This window comes from Crinalium epipsammum PCC 9333, assembly GCF_000317495.1.
In the GTDB taxonomy this organism is placed as follows: domain Bacteria; phylum Cyanobacteriota; class Cyanobacteriia; order Cyanobacteriales; family PCC-9333; genus Crinalium; species Crinalium epipsammum.
Genome location: NC_019753.1, coordinates 854,226 through 869,017 on the forward strand (window position 1 = coordinate 854,226; position 14,792 = coordinate 869,017).

The following is a 14,792-nucleotide window of genomic DNA, read 5'->3' on the forward strand; positions in this document are numbered from 1 at the left end:
TTCGCGGAAACTTCCCTATTGTTAGAGACATAAATCTCTACTTACCAACAAATAGTCTTAGGCGACAAGTTGAAGGTTATGAATTAGAACCCAAGCCAGAAGTAGATTTATACTCCTTGGGATCTATCACTTTCAGGTTCTGCATCATGCCCTTATCTTCGTGATCGAGGATATGGCAGTGATAGACAAACACGCCAGTAATGAAGGGGTTTAAGAAGGGAATACGGATTGTAGTTGTGCTGTTTGGGGGTAAGTTCATCGTATCTCTATACCCCTGTGGTTTTAGAGGACAAGTATAGGTACTATCGTTATTCCTCTGACATTGCCCATTTATGGTGTAGTTATCGTAGGTACTGCCTGGATCATCTTTGAGGGTGACCTGAGTAACTAAAAAATCAAGCTGGTGCATATGGAAAGCGTGCGGAGCACCAGTGGTATTGATCACCTGCCATTCTTCAATATCCCCCAAGTGGGAAACTTTATCGATCCGGTTTTCATTATATAGTTCACCCGTCGGTGATTCATGAGGGGAACTATATCCTTTTATAGTAAATACATTCTTAACTGGTTTTGTTGAGTTACTAAAATAGAAATAACGTTTCTGAGTAAGTGGATCGGAATACTCTTTCCCTGGAGTTATGCACTTAGTACGATCTTTTTCACCCTGTGGGCATTCTTGATAAGAAGCTAGATCTGAAGGTTTTGGGAGAAGCTTGTCTATTTTGGCTGGTGTCTGGGAAGTGATGTAGTCATTTAAAGTTTCGCCCCCAGATTTACAAGCTGAACCATCTGGAGTAAGTTCCGAACCATCTGGACTTTGGTAGCATACGTAGTTACCCTGTTCTACACTAACAGTTGCTAAATAGTAGCTCTTTTTGTTGAATTGGTTAACCCACTGTTGCTGGTCTTTGGTCAAATTAGAGGAAAGAGCGGAAACAAGTGTGTATTCCTCACCTGGTTCACCTCCCACTACAAGCAGTTCCACTCGACTAGCAGGTGGCAATAGAACTGACTGAGTTTTAATTGGTTTATTTACAACATCGCTGTCACGAGCCAATATGTAAAAACCCCCATTCTCAGCAAATTTAGGATTTGTTTCGACATTAGTCTCTAGAGCCAGATTCAGGTAGTTATCTGCGCCAATATTAGCGATGCGCCAGAACTGAACCTCTCCAGGCTGAATTGTTATTTTCGGGTTGAGTGTACCATTGAAGGTAAAACAATCCGGACGGGGAGACTGAGAATTATAGTTAGGGTTTAGAACATCATTAAAATCCTTGAACATCATCACCTGCTGAGTGATGGCAAGCTTGGTGGGTTGTATTGTTGTGGGCGTGATAGTGCTGGTAGGCTTAATTCCTTTACCAGGCGCAGGGTCAAGAAATGTGTAAGACTGTTCAATCTCCTTAACGATAATTCCGCCTGACATACCAGCCCGAACCTGATTATTGCTAACTGTGTGTACGTGGGGGTGATACCAGAACAGCCCAGACTGATGTTCTTCTGGAAGATTGACTTGCATCTGGTACTCAGTTGTCGCACCATACTTATTTCCGGGATAAGAATCACCCGGATAAATACCACCAGGAAGATTGTCACTTGTGCCAGACTTTGAGTCAGGGGTAGTAGGACCAGGTGGTGATACAGGTATCTTGCCTGATTCAAGCTTTGGTGTCACATTAGAGTGAACGTGCATCACAACATCATCAGAACCCAGTAGAGGTGATACGTTGAAGCCATGATAATGAAGGTTAGTGTCTTGAGATACGCTCTCTAAGTTTTGCTCTGTTTGCGGTAGTTGGCCGTCCAATTCAACCTTGACTGGTAAGTCGTTTGTAAGCGTCAGGTCAATGGATTTACCAGGAGATACCACTATAGTTGGTGGGTTATAGGTTGGCTCCAAGGTTTTTGGTTCACTACTATCCTGCTCATAGTAGGTAGCCCCGTAGAGGTAGCCCTTGTAAGATTCATCAAGGTTGATAGTGCCCTCAGTGGCATCTAAAGTAATTGGCCCTTCATCCGCGTATGCAAATGGCGGATTGGCAAAAGGCTGACCACTTATTGTAAGTTTACATGAATTGACAAGAGGAGACGTGTCGTTAGCAGCAGCCTTCCCCGTAAACATCCCGAAAGAAATAAACACTCCTACCAAAGCCACAGTAAGCAGCCTGCTTAGGGAATGGAATAAACGTTTCATAAATACATTACTAAACTCATCCGAAAATCATATGACGGACTGTCATATTAAAATAAACTTAGTTTAAAATTTTAATAGAAATTTAAAATTAATCGCAAAGAGTGGCAAACTAGATCAAAGCGTTTTACAAGGACAAAGAATTAATTTTTGACCTTACAACCTAGAGGTTTCAAAGTAACTACAGTTTAATGTTGCTAGTAGTAACGAATTTTGTTAAAATACTAACTTTAGTATTTTTGAGTCTTAATTTGAGAGTTGCTTTTGATTAACTAATGCTTCAGTATACCAAACCAGTTCATTAATGAAAGATTCGAGCCTTGTTGTAAATTTTGAATCGCACAGATTACCCTTCTCATCAAATAAGTCGTTCACATTAGCAATAGGTAATTTATCGGGAATTGGTAAACCTCCTAGAGCAAGGCAAACTAATCGTAACTGCGCCAAACAATCAAGTCCGCCAAAACTCCCTGAAGATACCGTACAAATACCAATAGATTTATACTTTAAAGCTTGCGGTTCCAGGTAATCAAGAGCATTTTTCAACACTCCAGGGTATCCATTCTTATATTCAGGAGTAACAATTAAAATCCCATCTGCCTGACCTAGCTTTGAGCAAAACTGTAGTAAATTAAAGGGGAGATTTGAATTGTCCTGTAATCGCTGCTCTAACATAGGCAAATTATACTTGCCCAAGTCAATTAGTTCAGTTGCAATCTGATTGTTTGCAGCCAGGTTTTCTAAAATAAATTCAGCTACCTTTAAACTCTCACTCCCAATTCTACAGCTTCCTAAAAGGAGAGGAATTGAAAGTTTTTTTTGACTTGATTTCTCCATAACAACCCTTCTTGATTTACTTCTCTGTTCTCTAATCAAAACAAACTTTTAACAAATCTCCCATCAATTTAATTTGTACACCAATTCCCGTAATATATTGCTTTTTCGGAAGCTGGAAACCCTCGCTACCCTCGACTACCGCTGATATATGCTCCTGTAATGGGTTGTTGAGGATTTTCAAAGATTTGTTTGACCGAACCCGCTTCAATCAGTCTGCCACTGCCATCTTTGACCCAAAATAGAGCGACATAATCAGCAATTCGTCGAGCCTGTGCCAGGTTATGGGTGACAATTAAAATTGTGTATTTTCCTCGCAAACTTACAATTAAGTCTTCCACAATGCCCGTAGTGATAGGGTCTAGAGCACTGCAAGGTTCATCCATTAACAGAACCTCTGGCTGCAATGCCAGAGTTCTAGCAATACAGAGGCGCTGCTTTTGACCCCCAGAAAGGCGAAGTGCCGGAGACTTCAGCCGCTCTTTGACTTCATCCCACAAACCTACATCTACCAGAACCTGTTCAACAATTTCATCAATCCTCTGCCGATCTTTGATTCCATGCTCCCTTAGCGGAAAAGCGATATTTTTCCAAATTGAGAAAGGGAAAGGATTGGGTTTTTGGAAGATCGTGCCCACTCGACGGCGAAGAGCAACTGTATCTGTTTTAGGATGGAGAATATCTAAGTCTTCCAGCCACACTTGACCGCATATTTTGCAGTTGGGAATCAAGTCAGTCAAGCGATTGAGGCACGACAGAAAGCTAGTCTTCCCACATCCCGAAGGACCAATAAGTGCCGTAATACAACCTTTGGGAATGGAGATTGTCAGGTCTTGCAGAGCAAGCTTAGAGTTGTAATATAGGCTCAATCGCTCAGTATATAGACAAGGTAGAGGCAAATCCTCCTCACAAGGAGAAGAAATCAATTCTGTTTCTGATGAGGGCGTGTTCATAAGCAAGTCGCGATCAAAATACCAAAACTGAGTGCGAGCAGATATCAATCTTGAATCCTACTATGGAGCCAGTACTCTCCCATCCAAATAGCTGCGCCATTAGTCACTAATAGCATCATCATCAATACCACAACCGAGGCATAAGCACTGCTATCTCCACCCGAAACATTCATGGATAAGCTGTATATGTGTAGGGATAAGGCACGTCCGGAGTCCAGCAGGGACTCTGGCATACGCTCAACATAACCACTCGTATACATCAAAGCAGCCGTCTCAGCGATCGCTCGTCCGATTCCCAAAATCAACCCTGCGACTAAACTAGGCACTGCCGCAGGCAACAACAAATTCACCAACGTTGCAGTGCGTGAGAGTCCTAAAGAAGCAGCACCCAAGCGGTATTCATGGGGAACCGATCGCAGCCCCTCTTCTACAGAACGAATCAGAATCGGCAAGACCATGCAAGCCAGAGTTAAGCCTCCCGAAAGAATCGAAAATCCCAGTCCCAGGGTGACACAGAAAAAGGCATTACCGAATAAACCGAAAACAATCGATGGAACACTCGCCAGCATATCCAAACTGCGTCGCACCAACCGTCCAAACCAGTTATTCAATACAGTAAATTCAGCTAACAATATCGCTGTTCCCAACCCTAGCGGTACGGCAACTCCCAGGCAAACGCTCAAAAGCAGCCCTGTGGAAACTAAAACTGAGGCAATGCCACCGTTGCGACCGGCATCTTCTGGCTCTGTAGTCAGGAATTTCCAGTCAATTTGTCCGGCACCATGCCAAACAATATCAACTAGAATCCAGGCGAAAACTGCCGTGACACAAATTGCAACTGCCCAAACGAGCAAACTCAGTAGGATGTCTGCGTAGGAAATCTTTTGGCTTCGTGCTATGATGTAAGATTTGGTTGCCGCCAGAGTGCGGGCGTCGCCTGAAGGATTCTTCTGACTGGGAGGGATAGCTTGTCTTGACATGCGGCTAAAAGTCCATCTTTGACTCTGAATTCAGATGCAATATCCAGCAGAACCTAGTTATGATAAATTTCCTTTTCTGCGATCGCCTCTGCCAATAGCACTAAAACAAGGTTTACCCCCATCAATAGTAGCCCGCTCACAAACAAAGCCGAGCGGTGATCTCCCAAAGCAAAATCCATTTCCAGAGCAATGTTTGCAGGTAGAGTCCGAATCGGATTGAATAGGCTGCTAGGAATCTGAACAATATTGCCACACACCATCAAAACGATAATGGTTTCTCCGATAGCCCGACCCGTTCCCAGGATGATACTCGTGAACAAACCCGATCGCGCAGCAGGTAGAACAATCTCTCTGATGGTTCCCCAGCGTGATAATGAAAGAGCCACTGCACCTTGCAAATACTCTTGAGGTACTCCTGCTAAACTGGCATCAGCAATTAAGGCAATTGTCGGTATAATGAGGAGCGCTAGCAACAAAATACCACTTAGCAAGCTGGTTCCTGGCGGGTGTAAGCGATTAATCAGCGGCACCAGTACCACTAATCCCCAAAAACCGTAAACAACACCAGGAATTCCTGACATGATCTCCAACAATCGCCGATAGAGATTGGCAACAGGTTTGGGGGCGTAGTAGTGGCAAAACAAAGCTGACAAAATTCCTATAGGAGCAGCTAGTAGAACCGCGCCCGCTACAACTAGCAGCGTACTGATCAGCATCGGTGTGAGACTATAAAGCCCTTGAGTGGGATTCCAAGAAGTATCCCTCAAGAAGGGGAGTACGCCAACTTTGCGGAACAGTGGTAGGGACTCCAAAATTAAAAATCCGATAATAAATAGGACAATTGTTCCTACAATCGCGGCAATACCCCGCAGGCTCCAGACAAGTAATCGATCAACGTTTCGCGGGAACGAAGTTTTCTTTGCGGAAGATGTCATAGTTTTCCTGAGCCTGGGTAAAATCGATGAATTGTTTGGTCAATTCTGTGGGTTGTCCTTTTGTAACTAAGTTAAGCTGCCGCAGTAGGGGGAAACTTTTATCTGCAACAGTAGAACTTGTTGCTTTAACACCATCGAGAGTAAGAAGTTTAATCTTTCCACCCTGCTTAATGTCTTGTTCTGCGGAACCAATAGAAACATAGCCTATCGCATTCGGATTCCCAGCCACTGTTTTTATCCCCTGCTGGTCATCTCCAACCACAACATCAGCTTTAACCGCTTTATTGTCAATGCCAAAATAGTGCAAAAATAGCGTCAGTGTTGAACGTCCCTCTGCCTTGTGTACAAGAGTTATAGGAACATCTTTACCACCTAAGTCTTTCCAATTCTTAATTTTCCCCGTATAGACAGCAACAACTTGTTTGCTGACAATCTGATTTAAGGCATTGTCTGCATGAACAATGATGCTGACCCCATCACGACCAATGAGAAAGACCTGCATCCCTTTTTGCTCTTCTTCAGTCAGAGATTCCGAAACCATACCGATGTCAGACAATCCTTGATGTGCATCTGCCAACCCTCGTGCAGAACCGCCTGTATGGACATCAATGCGAGTTCCAGGATGCTGTTTTTCAAAACGTTTACTCAGTTCTGAAACCAAAGGGGCAATAGTACTCGCGCCCGTAATAATTAACTTTTGCTGCTTCACTCCCGCTTTGGGGCGTTCAGTACAGCTTTGCAACCCACAGCATAAACTGAGAGCGATCGCTAAATACAGCGTTCCTTGGAGCCTCATAGGGCATCTATACATTTATATAACGAGTTATCTAAAAGAGATGAAGAAAAATTTTTATTACATTATCATATACCTGGCATATTTTTGCAAAATTGGGATGAATCCGATAATTATTCGGCAATTTCATCCTCATAAGTTGTATCCTAATAATCTGCTCATATTTACTAATTGCCACATCAGTAGAGAGCTAGATCGTGAAACCAACAACCCTATACGCATATCACATGAAGGCCGACCAGCGACCCCGTGCGGAGGTGCCGCTCGATTTTTCGCCTCTAGTCGGTAACTGGATCAATACTAAGCCGGACACCAGTTACTTGGTGCGAGTCGTCCTCACTCAACAGGACGGTCACCTTATAGTCAGGGGTTATGGAGTTAATGAGTCTGAGCCAATTGACTGGGGTGAGGTTGATGCTGTGCCTTACGCCGCAGGAACCTCACTCATGGCAGGGGGATTTCACGCTTTTTATAACCTGGATAGGATTGAGACGCATCTGGTGGCAAACCAAAAACTGGGAATTTTGGTCATTCAATCCTATACCCGTTACTTAGATGGTAGTGGTCGAACCAGTCACTTTGCCCGCGAGTTTTTTCACCGCTTGTGAAAGAGGAAAATTTCAAGATGGAGCGAAACGAAATTTACGGTGACCAGCCCAAAAGAGACACTATTATTGATTTTACGCCTGTTTTGGGTACCTGGTTGAACTCCAACACAAAGACCAGATGGATCGAGAAATTTACCCTGACCAAGCATGACGAGAAAATCATTATGCACGCTTATAGTACACAGTCACCCGAAGATTGGGGTGAGACTGAAGTGACGCCGTTCGTGGATAACATCAATGAGAAGGGTTTCTGTGCACGATACGAACTCGATTCAGTAGAATCCTTATTGGCAGCTAACATGAACAAAGGCTTGTGGGTCATTGCCGCCTTTCTCAAGTTCAAGGATGGCAACCAACCCAATTTTTTGTGCCGTGAGTTTTACTATCGGCTGGACTAATGAAACCAGCTTATAGGTCAAGCTTTGCTTTATTAGCAAGTAAAAACAGGTGTATAAAACTCTATTAAATGATTTCCAATTTAACTGTCAATAAGCAAACCCTGATTGAGCGAATTAGCCAATTGGCACGCGATAAATTTGCCACTCGCGCTTCTAGCTATGACCGCACTGCCAGCTTCCCAACAGAAGATTTTGAAGACCTTTTTAATGCAGGTCTTAATGCGCCTACTGTGCCAACTGAATATGGTGGTCTAGGGTTAGGACATGATAGCGATATCTTTACCCTCTGGATGATGACCAAGGAACTGGCCAAAGTGGATTTATCCTTAGCCCGTTGCTGGGAAGGACACGCCAATGCTCAGATTTTACTGACGGCTATGGCTAATGAGTCTCAGAAAAAGTGCTGGTTTGAGGGCATCGTCCAGCGCGGTGAGAAATGGGCGGCGTGGAGTGGAGAACCCCAATCTCAAATCCCAGATCAAAAAGTCTGCCTTGGCACAACTGTTCAAGTGGTAAATGACGGCTACATCCTTGATGGCACAAAGGTCTTCGCAACCAGTGCCCCAGCAGTACAATGGGCTGTTCTCCTCGTCAACCCAGCAGGGGCTGGAGGTTCGCGACATAGCAATGGTTCGCCGACCTCAGTGCTGATGCTAGCTTGCAATTTATCCGACCCCAGTATCAGCTTTGATGATAGTTGGTGGCAGCCCATTGGGATGAAAGGTACAGTAAGTTATCTGGTTCGCTTTAAGCAGACTTTCATCCCCAAAGAAAATCTGATTGGCTATCCAGGACAGTACATCCTTGAAGAGTGGCAGACCAGGTTTACGCCTCAGTATGGCGCTGCTTTTTTAGGATCTGCTGAGGGAGCTTATGAGTATACTTTGGCATACATCAAGAAACAGGAAAAAGGACACGACCCTTACGTCCAACACCGGATTGCTAAGGCAGCAATTAATATAGATACTATGCATTTCTGGCTGCGGCAAGTAGCCACTCTCTGGGAAACAGGCCAGGAGTTAGGAGCAAAACTTGCAGGCAATCGCGCCCGTTACATAACTGAGCAACTGGCTACCGAAACCGTGAACGACTGCATACACGCTTGTGGAGCCCGCTCCTTGATTCAACCGAGTCCTATAGAGCGAATATTGCGAGACTTGTCCTTTTACGTCCTGCACGATAATAGCGATCGCGTTTTGTCCTCGATCGGTGGGGAGATTCTGGGGCAATCCTCTGATCGCGCCTATTTTAACACCCACCCAATTCACTGTGAAAAGCCCCAGTCTGATTAGACAGATTCAAAGAGCGATCGCTCTTATTTGCAGGTAGTCAATACCTTATCTTAGGAGCCCAAAAGAGCAAAAGGCAACAGATCCAGCCTTTAGACCTTGATACCACTTCCATTTCATATCTTGCACCTGGTGACCTAAATGTTGAGACCATTGCAAAAATCTGGGAATATCAGTTTGGGACAGTTCCAGCCTTAATCTCTACATTTGGGGTTGCAGTACTAGGTAAAAGTTGTAGCCAAGGGATACAACTTGCAAAGTGAATGCCAAAGGCTTGGTAGTGATAAGGTAACTTGTAGGTCATATAATATCTTTCAAGGCAACGTCGCTTTGCCTAAGCTCAAATGTGCTTCGAGGGTAACACCTTTTGCTCTATATATTTAATAATTTTGTCCAGACTTTGGGGGATGGTTTCTTTTGAGGTATAGCAAGTAATATCGGGATTTAATGGTTCTTCATAACAATCATCAATCCCTGTAAAAGAATTAATTTCTCCCAACCGTGCCTTAGCGTAAAGTCCTTTAATGTCCCGCAATTCACAAACAGATAGCGGTGCATTAATGTATACTTCTACAAAGTTTGTAGTCTTCTCCCGAAGTTCATTTCTGACATCCCGGTAGGGGCTAATGGCAGCAACTATTACAACTACCCCATTCCGGCTCAAGAGATTCGCTACAAAACCAATGCGGCGGATGTTTGTGTTTCGGTCTTCTCTGCTAAAACCTAAACCTTGTGAAAGGTTTGTTCTAACTAGATCACCATCCAAAACTTCTACCAAAAAACCGCGTTCTTTAAGTAAGAGTTCTAATCCTTGAGCGAGCGTAGTTTTTCCAGCACCACTAAGACCAGTTAGCCATAATATCAAACCTTGATTTTTTACTTCGATCATTTCCCTGCCATTCCTGTAATCACCACACTCTCGCACTGGGATTTTAACCTTTCACAATGACCACTAATTTATCAAACCTGAGTTCGACGTAAGCGCTTTGTAAAACTTTTTTTATTTCCTACAAAATCTAAAATTTTGCTCTTATGCTTTTGGCACTGTTCGCACTTAAACTGCCGTCGATTAACGCAGCAATTTCACTTCTCTATTACTAATTGATAAATCTTTCACCAAATGTTTTTTATTTTGATGAAGACTACGGCTAAGTTGACCGCATCTTGGGCAAATTGCTATTTTACAACAAAAATTACAACAGGTCAAAGAAGCCTCATCGTTATTCGGAACGATGCACTCTTTAAAAGAAGAGTTTCACTGTTTATTTGAAAGCCATCAGGATGTGGGTTCAGGAACCTTAGCACTAATTGATTGGTTTTCGTGTATGGCGATGATTACCTTGATCAATTAAAAACAGAGTTGAAAAAATACGGACTTAATGACCTTTGCATCGGGTAGATTCTGATTTTAATATTAAAACAACATCATGTTTTTGATGAAATTGATCTTGAGACAGAACTCAATACCTTAAAAAAACATCTGCTAAAAATTCAACGACATAACGGTCTGGACGAATGTTATGATCTACAAATGTACGAGCTATATGAAGAATTTATTTGCTTTTGAAAGTAAAAAACTAAACCATAGTTTCTTATTTTGTTATGAGCATTATATTAAGGGATTTCCAAAAAACAGATAAAGTCCGAAAAACTCGACTGCAACGATCTGTGTCAAAAGTACCTTGGCAAGTATGGATTGCGCTAACACTGATCGTATCTGGCGGATTAAGCTTTATCGGCGTGTCACTGTTACTCAAGCTGCCATCAGCACCTAACTGTCCCAAATTGTTTATGCCAACTGCTAGCGCATCGCTACGATTATATTGTGCGGAATTAGCAGCTAATAAACAGACATTTGATAATCTATTAGAAGCCATTGAACTAATTAACGACCTACCAGCTAACCACCCACTACGCCCAGAAATTGACCGACGAATAGAAAGATGGTCGCTGGATATTCTCAAATTAGCAGAAGCAGCTTTTCAAAAGGGTAAGTTAAATGAAGCCATAGCTATTGCCCAAAAAATTCCAGAAAACGTCATCGTTACGCCAATTGCGATCGCTAAAATTGAAGAATGGCAATTAATCTGGTCAACTGCTGTAAAATCGGCTTAAATTCTTTAATTTCTTCCTGCCTAATATAAGGAGGATTCCCAATTACAACATCAAACCCGACAAAATCACCCTCATCATTCAATACTTCAGGAAACTCAAACCGCCATTCCAGCGCATTTTCATAAATCTTACCGCTTTCTATATCTTCAATTTCAGCTTTGAATTTATCAATCTCATTATTTAACTTAGCAATTTTCTTGTCTCTAGCTTTTTTCTCCGCTTTCGTTTCCTCCAATAATGAAAGTTGGTTTTCTAAATTATAAATTTCTCCCTCTAACTTTCTTAACTTAGTTTTATTTGCATCAACTCCTTGCAGCGTTACCTGAAAATTACCTTTAATATCATTAATCAATCTTTCCATTTCCCGCTTCTGCTCTTTACTTTCAGCGTTGCGGTAAGTTTGCACAGCTTTTTTATAATTATCTATACTAAATTTGTTTTTGTTTAAAGCTTGTCGCAAATCAGCATTTAAGGCAAAGCGACTAATCAAGGAATTTCCACATTTAATATTAATATCAATATTTGGCAGAGTCTCCAATTCTTCAAAAGCACTCTTTTCTAAGGGAGATTGAGAGGAACGATAATAAGCATTTTTTAAAAGCTCAATCCATAACCGCAGGCGACATATCTTGACGGAATTGGGGTTAATATCTACACCAAATAGACAATTTTCTATAATTGTTTGTTTTTCATGGAAAAGCGTTTCTTGTATGCGTTGGCTTTCTTGACTTTTGGGATTGTATTCAAATAACTGTCCGTCATCATCAGTGACAATTAACTCATCATTGACAACTTCAAGATGGTAATCTCTTAATGTTTTTCCTTTCCTATCCAATAAAATTTTTAGTTCACTTTTGATGGTAATTATTTCATTGAGAGCCGAAACTAAAAAATGTCCTGAACCCACCGCCGGATCACAAATTCTCAAACTATTAATAATTGTGTTAGCTTCTTGCTTATCTGCAATCTTTTCATACAACTGATCAATATCTTGGCAATTCCAGCCTTTGATTTGGTTAAATTTCTGGACTACCGCCCTGCGAATTGTTTCACGACACATATACATGGTGATAAAACCAGGGGTAAAGAAAGAACCATCTTTATAGCCGTTAATTTTCTCAAAAATCAGCCCTAAAACGGAAGCATTAATTAGGGTTTTATTATCTTCTTGAATTTCTTCGGAGCCTTCACTACTAAAATCGTAGGCGTTGAGAAATTCAAAGAGATATTCTAAGGAATTGAGATTACCTGTCCGCTTTTTACCGTTACTATCTTTTAAAACACTAGCTGAAAAAATAGGCAGACTTTCATCTCGGAGATTACTAATAAAAATAGTTAACTGCTCGATATTTGTTGGCTCAAATAGCGAACTATTCAGATAAGGAACATTGGCAAAAATATCTTTGACGCTGGCATTTCTTTCACTTTGCTTACGCGCCAATACACTAAAGAAAAGTCCGTTTAAATCACCATAATTATGTATTTTTGTCAAGTCTAGGAAAGAAAAAGATTGATTGTTTTTATGATATTTAATTAATTGAGCTTCTAATAATTTAAGGAAAAGAACCCGATTTATCCAAGTGATTGCTAACTCTAAACCAATGTTAAATAATCTTTCTTGTTCACTATCTCCAAACTGTTCCGGTTTTGGGAGTCGGGAAATCTTATCTAAACTATCAAGCTGATTGATAGCATTTTCAATTATAGAACCTGTATGGCGATCGCTCTCTTTTTTCCGCCCAATAAGTTTTTTATTCCCTTCTTTGGTTTCTGTTAAACCAATGATATACAGCAACTCACTATAAAAAGTTTTATCCAGTGTGTTGCTATCATTAGCAAAGGGCAGTTTTAATAAATGTTCTGGTGAAAGCAGCTTAAATAGTGCAATCAATTCACGATCATCTTCGCCTTGATTATTTCTTAAGATTCCTTCATAATCTCGGATATCAAAATGGGTAAAAGTGATATCATTTTCGATAGATGCGATCGCAGGTTCAGCAATTTGCTTATAAAAAAAATCAGTATTCTTTCCTGTCAATCTTCCGGCTTCAAAATCGGTAAATTGCTGTACAAATTCCTTGTTTTGAGCAAACATCTGTTCAAAAATGTTGGCATCAAAAATGAACCACTCATAAATATTGGTGGCGATGAGATATCTAATTTCAAGATTTTTTTCTGTAATGCGATCGCGCAAAAAATATAAGATTAATTCCTGAAAAGCTTTAGTGTTGAGATTATCTACCTTAAGCATTTCGCTTTTATTGGTTGGCTTTTTAGCTTCTACAATTACACCAACACTACTTTTAGCATCTTTGCTATTATGAATAACTAAATCCTTACGCCCTTTAGTATTAATAAAATGATTGGGACTGTAATATGTATTTTTTAAAAAATCAGCAATCAGATTTTTGTGAAACTCTTCTGACTCACTTTCATTAATTTGATCGAATAGTTTAATTAGATTAGTTTTAAACGCTTCAATATTTGCTCTATTGGGTTTAACCTTGAGAAACGCTTTATTTAATGCTTGTCTTGGCTGGAGTTTATTATCTCTCATAAAAATTTATCTATTTATATTTTGACAATTGCTTTTTTCTCATTTATGGTATATTAGACCTCTTGCATAAATATATTTAACCCCCACCCCAACCCTCCCCTTATCAAGGGGAGGGAGCCAATGCCCTTAATTTTAATTAAAATAAAAACCTTACAAAATAATATCAAATATTACTAATAAAATCAAATATAAAAATCTGCCCTTTGTTTTGTTCAAAGGCAAACTTAGTTAGTATAGCAGCAGAGTTTAGCTTAACAGCACTTCCCCTTGATTTTATACTTATAAGCTATATGAATGAGTTGCTGGCTGCGCTAATTAATAGCGAACACGAACAATGTATTGCATCGCCAACGACGGCGTTGCTACACGCACGTAATGCTGGAGAATGGTTAATCGAAACAATGGAGCAATTATCAGCAGAAGAATGGCATTCTTGGCTGGTGAATAATTGTACGCTTACAGAGCGAACAGCACAAACCTATATACAAATTGCCCGTAATTTGCCTAGTGTAACAAAACCCGCTAAGGTAACTAATGTTGCAACGGAAGTAAAGGAGCAGACTAAAGAAGAAATTCCAGAGAATCTGAGTAGTATTGCTAATGTAGCTGTAATTATTTCTGAACAAAAAATTACTTCTATCCCAGATTTAATTACTGAAACAGAAGCTACTGAAAACAATCTTGAACTTGAGCAAAGTCCTAATTTTACAGAATCAGTGCCGACAATTACAACTAATTATTTAATTGCAACTACCCCAGCAACTCTAACTTTTTTTGTGCCTGGTACTGTAGTTCCAAAAGCTAGACCGCGTGTAACATCGAAGGGTACGTATTTACCTCCACGATATCGGCAATGGCGAAATCATGCAGAAGTAGAAATTAGCCGTCAATTGTGGGAGCAAGAATATTCACAAAAGTTACCTTTAACTAAAGCAGCCGTAAAAGTTGAGGTTCGCGGAAGCCATCGAGGTGATTTAGATAATATACTCGGAAGTTGTTTAGATGCTTTGGTGTCCGCAGGTGTGCTAATTGATGACCGTATAAGTGTTGTGCCACGCTTAGAAGTTTGGCATAACAGCGAGGGTAATACGGGTGCTTTGATTGAGGTTAGAGTTATGTAGATATTTCAGGATTTA

General features: G+C 40.9%; 13 protein-coding genes and 2 pseudogenes. 5 read left to right on the forward strand and 10 right to left on the reverse strand.

The window, feature by feature from the left end; all coding sequences use genetic code 11:
* Positions 1-76: 76 nt before the first annotated feature.
* The 6 genes from CRI9333_RS03645 to CRI9333_RS03670 all read right to left on the reverse strand — a co-directional run bounded on the left by CRI9333_RS03645 (position 77) and on the right by CRI9333_RS03670 (position 6,692).
* Positions 77-2,197: a multicopper oxidase family protein gene (locus CRI9333_RS03645; protein WP_083890023.1), complete on the reverse strand. Its 2,121-nt coding sequence runs from the start codon at positions 2,195-2,197 to the stop codon at positions 77-79.
* A gap of 243 nt (positions 2,198-2,440) precedes the next feature.
* Complete coding sequence (locus CRI9333_RS03650; protein ID WP_232229381.1) at positions 2,441-3,070, reverse strand: NADPH-dependent FMN reductase; 630 nt, start codon at positions 3,068-3,070, stop codon at positions 2,441-2,443.
* A gap of 86 nt (positions 3,071-3,156) precedes the next feature.
* A complete protein-coding gene (locus tag CRI9333_RS03655) occupies positions 3,157-3,981 on the reverse strand; it encodes a phosphate ABC transporter ATP-binding protein (RefSeq protein ID WP_015201807.1) in 825 nt (274 codons plus the stop codon).
* A 44-nt stretch (positions 3,982-4,025) separates the two neighbouring features.
* Positions 4,026-4,961: a phosphate ABC transporter permease PstA gene (gene pstA, locus CRI9333_RS03660; protein ID WP_015201808.1), complete on the reverse strand. Its 936-nt coding sequence runs from the start codon at positions 4,959-4,961 to the stop codon at positions 4,026-4,028.
* 53 nt (positions 4,962-5,014) lie between these two features.
* On the reverse strand, positions 5,015-5,896 hold the full coding sequence (gene pstC / locus CRI9333_RS03665) for a phosphate ABC transporter permease subunit PstC (protein WP_015201809.1): 882 nt from the start codon (positions 5,894-5,896) through the stop codon (positions 5,015-5,017).
* Positions 5,853-6,692, reverse strand: coding sequence for a phosphate ABC transporter substrate-binding protein (locus CRI9333_RS03670; RefSeq protein ID WP_015201810.1), 840 nt, complete (start codon positions 6,690-6,692; stop codon positions 5,853-5,855). Before CRI9333_RS03670 ends, pstC begins: the two co-directional genes overlap by 44 nt.
* A 254-nt stretch (positions 6,693-6,946) precedes the next feature.
* On the opposite strand from CRI9333_RS03670, the gene CRI9333_RS03675 reads away from it, so the two are divergent.
* From CRI9333_RS03675 to CRI9333_RS03685, 3 genes are all read left to right on the forward strand, one after another.
* Entirely contained in the window at positions 6,947-7,297 is a 351-nt protein-coding gene (locus CRI9333_RS03675) for a hypothetical protein (protein ID WP_232229382.1), read from the forward strand.
* A gap of 17 nt (positions 7,298-7,314) precedes the next feature.
* On the forward strand, positions 7,315-7,695 hold the full coding sequence (locus CRI9333_RS03680) for a hypothetical protein (protein WP_015201812.1): 381 nt from the start codon (positions 7,315-7,317) through the stop codon (positions 7,693-7,695).
* A gap of 68 nt (positions 7,696-7,763) precedes the next feature.
* On the forward strand, positions 7,764-8,987 hold the full coding sequence (locus tag CRI9333_RS03685; RefSeq protein ID WP_015201813.1) for an acyl-CoA dehydrogenase family protein: 1,224 nt from the start codon (positions 7,764-7,766) through the stop codon (positions 8,985-8,987).
* Positions 8,988-9,156: 169 nt separating this feature from the next.
* On the opposite strand, the gene CRI9333_RS28040 is transcribed toward CRI9333_RS03685, so the two are convergent.
* The 3 genes and pseudogenes from CRI9333_RS28040 to CRI9333_RS27625 all read right to left on the reverse strand — a co-directional run.
* On the reverse strand, positions 9,157-9,288 hold the full coding sequence (locus tag CRI9333_RS28040) for a hypothetical protein (protein ID WP_269667513.1): 132 nt from the start codon (positions 9,286-9,288) through the stop codon (positions 9,157-9,159).
* 36 nt (positions 9,289-9,324) lie between these two features.
* Positions 9,325-9,873 carry an adenylyl-sulfate kinase gene (gene cysC, locus CRI9333_RS03690; RefSeq protein WP_015201814.1) on the reverse strand — a complete coding sequence of 183 codons (549 nt, stop codon included), beginning with the start codon at positions 9,871-9,873 and terminating at the stop codon, positions 9,325-9,327.
* 89 nt (positions 9,874-9,962) lie between these two features.
* A pseudogene (locus CRI9333_RS27625) lies at positions 9,963-10,161 on the reverse strand (transposase family protein); the annotation flags it as partial.
* 491 nt (positions 10,162-10,652) lie between these two features.
* On the opposite strand from CRI9333_RS27625, the gene CRI9333_RS03695 reads away from it, so the two are divergent.
* Complete coding sequence (locus tag CRI9333_RS03695; protein WP_232229383.1) at positions 10,653-11,099, forward strand: hypothetical protein; 447 nt, start codon at positions 10,653-10,655, stop codon at positions 11,097-11,099.
* Positions 11,100-11,106: 7 nt separating this feature from the next.
* Here the strand turns inward: CRI9333_RS03695 and CRI9333_RS03700 are convergent.
* Positions 11,107-13,656: pseudogene (locus CRI9333_RS03700) on the reverse strand (DUF7149 domain-containing protein); the annotation flags it as partial.
* A 290-nt stretch (positions 13,657-13,946) separates the two neighbouring features.
* Between CRI9333_RS03700 and CRI9333_RS03705 the strand changes: the two are divergent.
* On the forward strand, positions 13,947-14,777 hold the full coding sequence (locus CRI9333_RS03705; RefSeq protein WP_015201817.1) for a RusA family crossover junction endodeoxyribonuclease: 831 nt from the start codon (positions 13,947-13,949) through the stop codon (positions 14,775-14,777).
* Positions 14,778-14,792 lie beyond the last annotated feature (15 nt).

Coding starts and splice junctions, on each gene's coding strand:
- CRI9333_RS03645 (WP_083890023.1), bottom strand. CDS start 2,197: ATGAAACGTTTATTCCATTCCCTAAGCAGGCTGCTTACTGTGGCTTTG.
- CRI9333_RS03655 (WP_015201807.1), bottom strand. CDS start 3,981: ATGAACACGCCCTCATCAGAAACAGAATTGATTTCTTCTCCTTGTGAG.
- pstA (WP_015201808.1), bottom strand. CDS start 4,961: ATGTCAAGACAAGCTATCCCTCCCAGTCAGAAGAATCCTTCAGGCGAC.
- pstC (WP_015201809.1), bottom strand. CDS start 5,896: ATGACATCTTCCGCAAAGAAAACTTCGTTCCCGCGAAACGTTGATCGA.
- CRI9333_RS03670 (WP_015201810.1), bottom strand. CDS start 6,692: ATGAGGCTCCAAGGAACGCTGTATTTAGCGATCGCTCTCAGTTTATGC.
- CRI9333_RS03680 (WP_015201812.1), top strand. CDS start 7,315: ATGGAGCGAAACGAAATTTACGGTGACCAGCCCAAAAGAGACACTATT.
- CRI9333_RS03685 (WP_015201813.1), top strand. CDS start 7,764: ATGATTTCCAATTTAACTGTCAATAAGCAAACCCTGATTGAGCGAATT.
- CRI9333_RS28040 (WP_269667513.1), bottom strand. CDS start 9,288: ATGACCTACAAGTTACCTTATCACTACCAAGCCTTTGGCATTCACTTT.
- cysC (WP_015201814.1), bottom strand. CDS start 9,873: ATGATCGAAGTAAAAAATCAAGGTTTGATATTATGGCTAACTGGTCTT.
- CRI9333_RS03705 (WP_015201817.1), top strand. CDS start 13,947: ATGAATGAGTTGCTGGCTGCGCTAATTAATAGCGAACACGAACAATGT.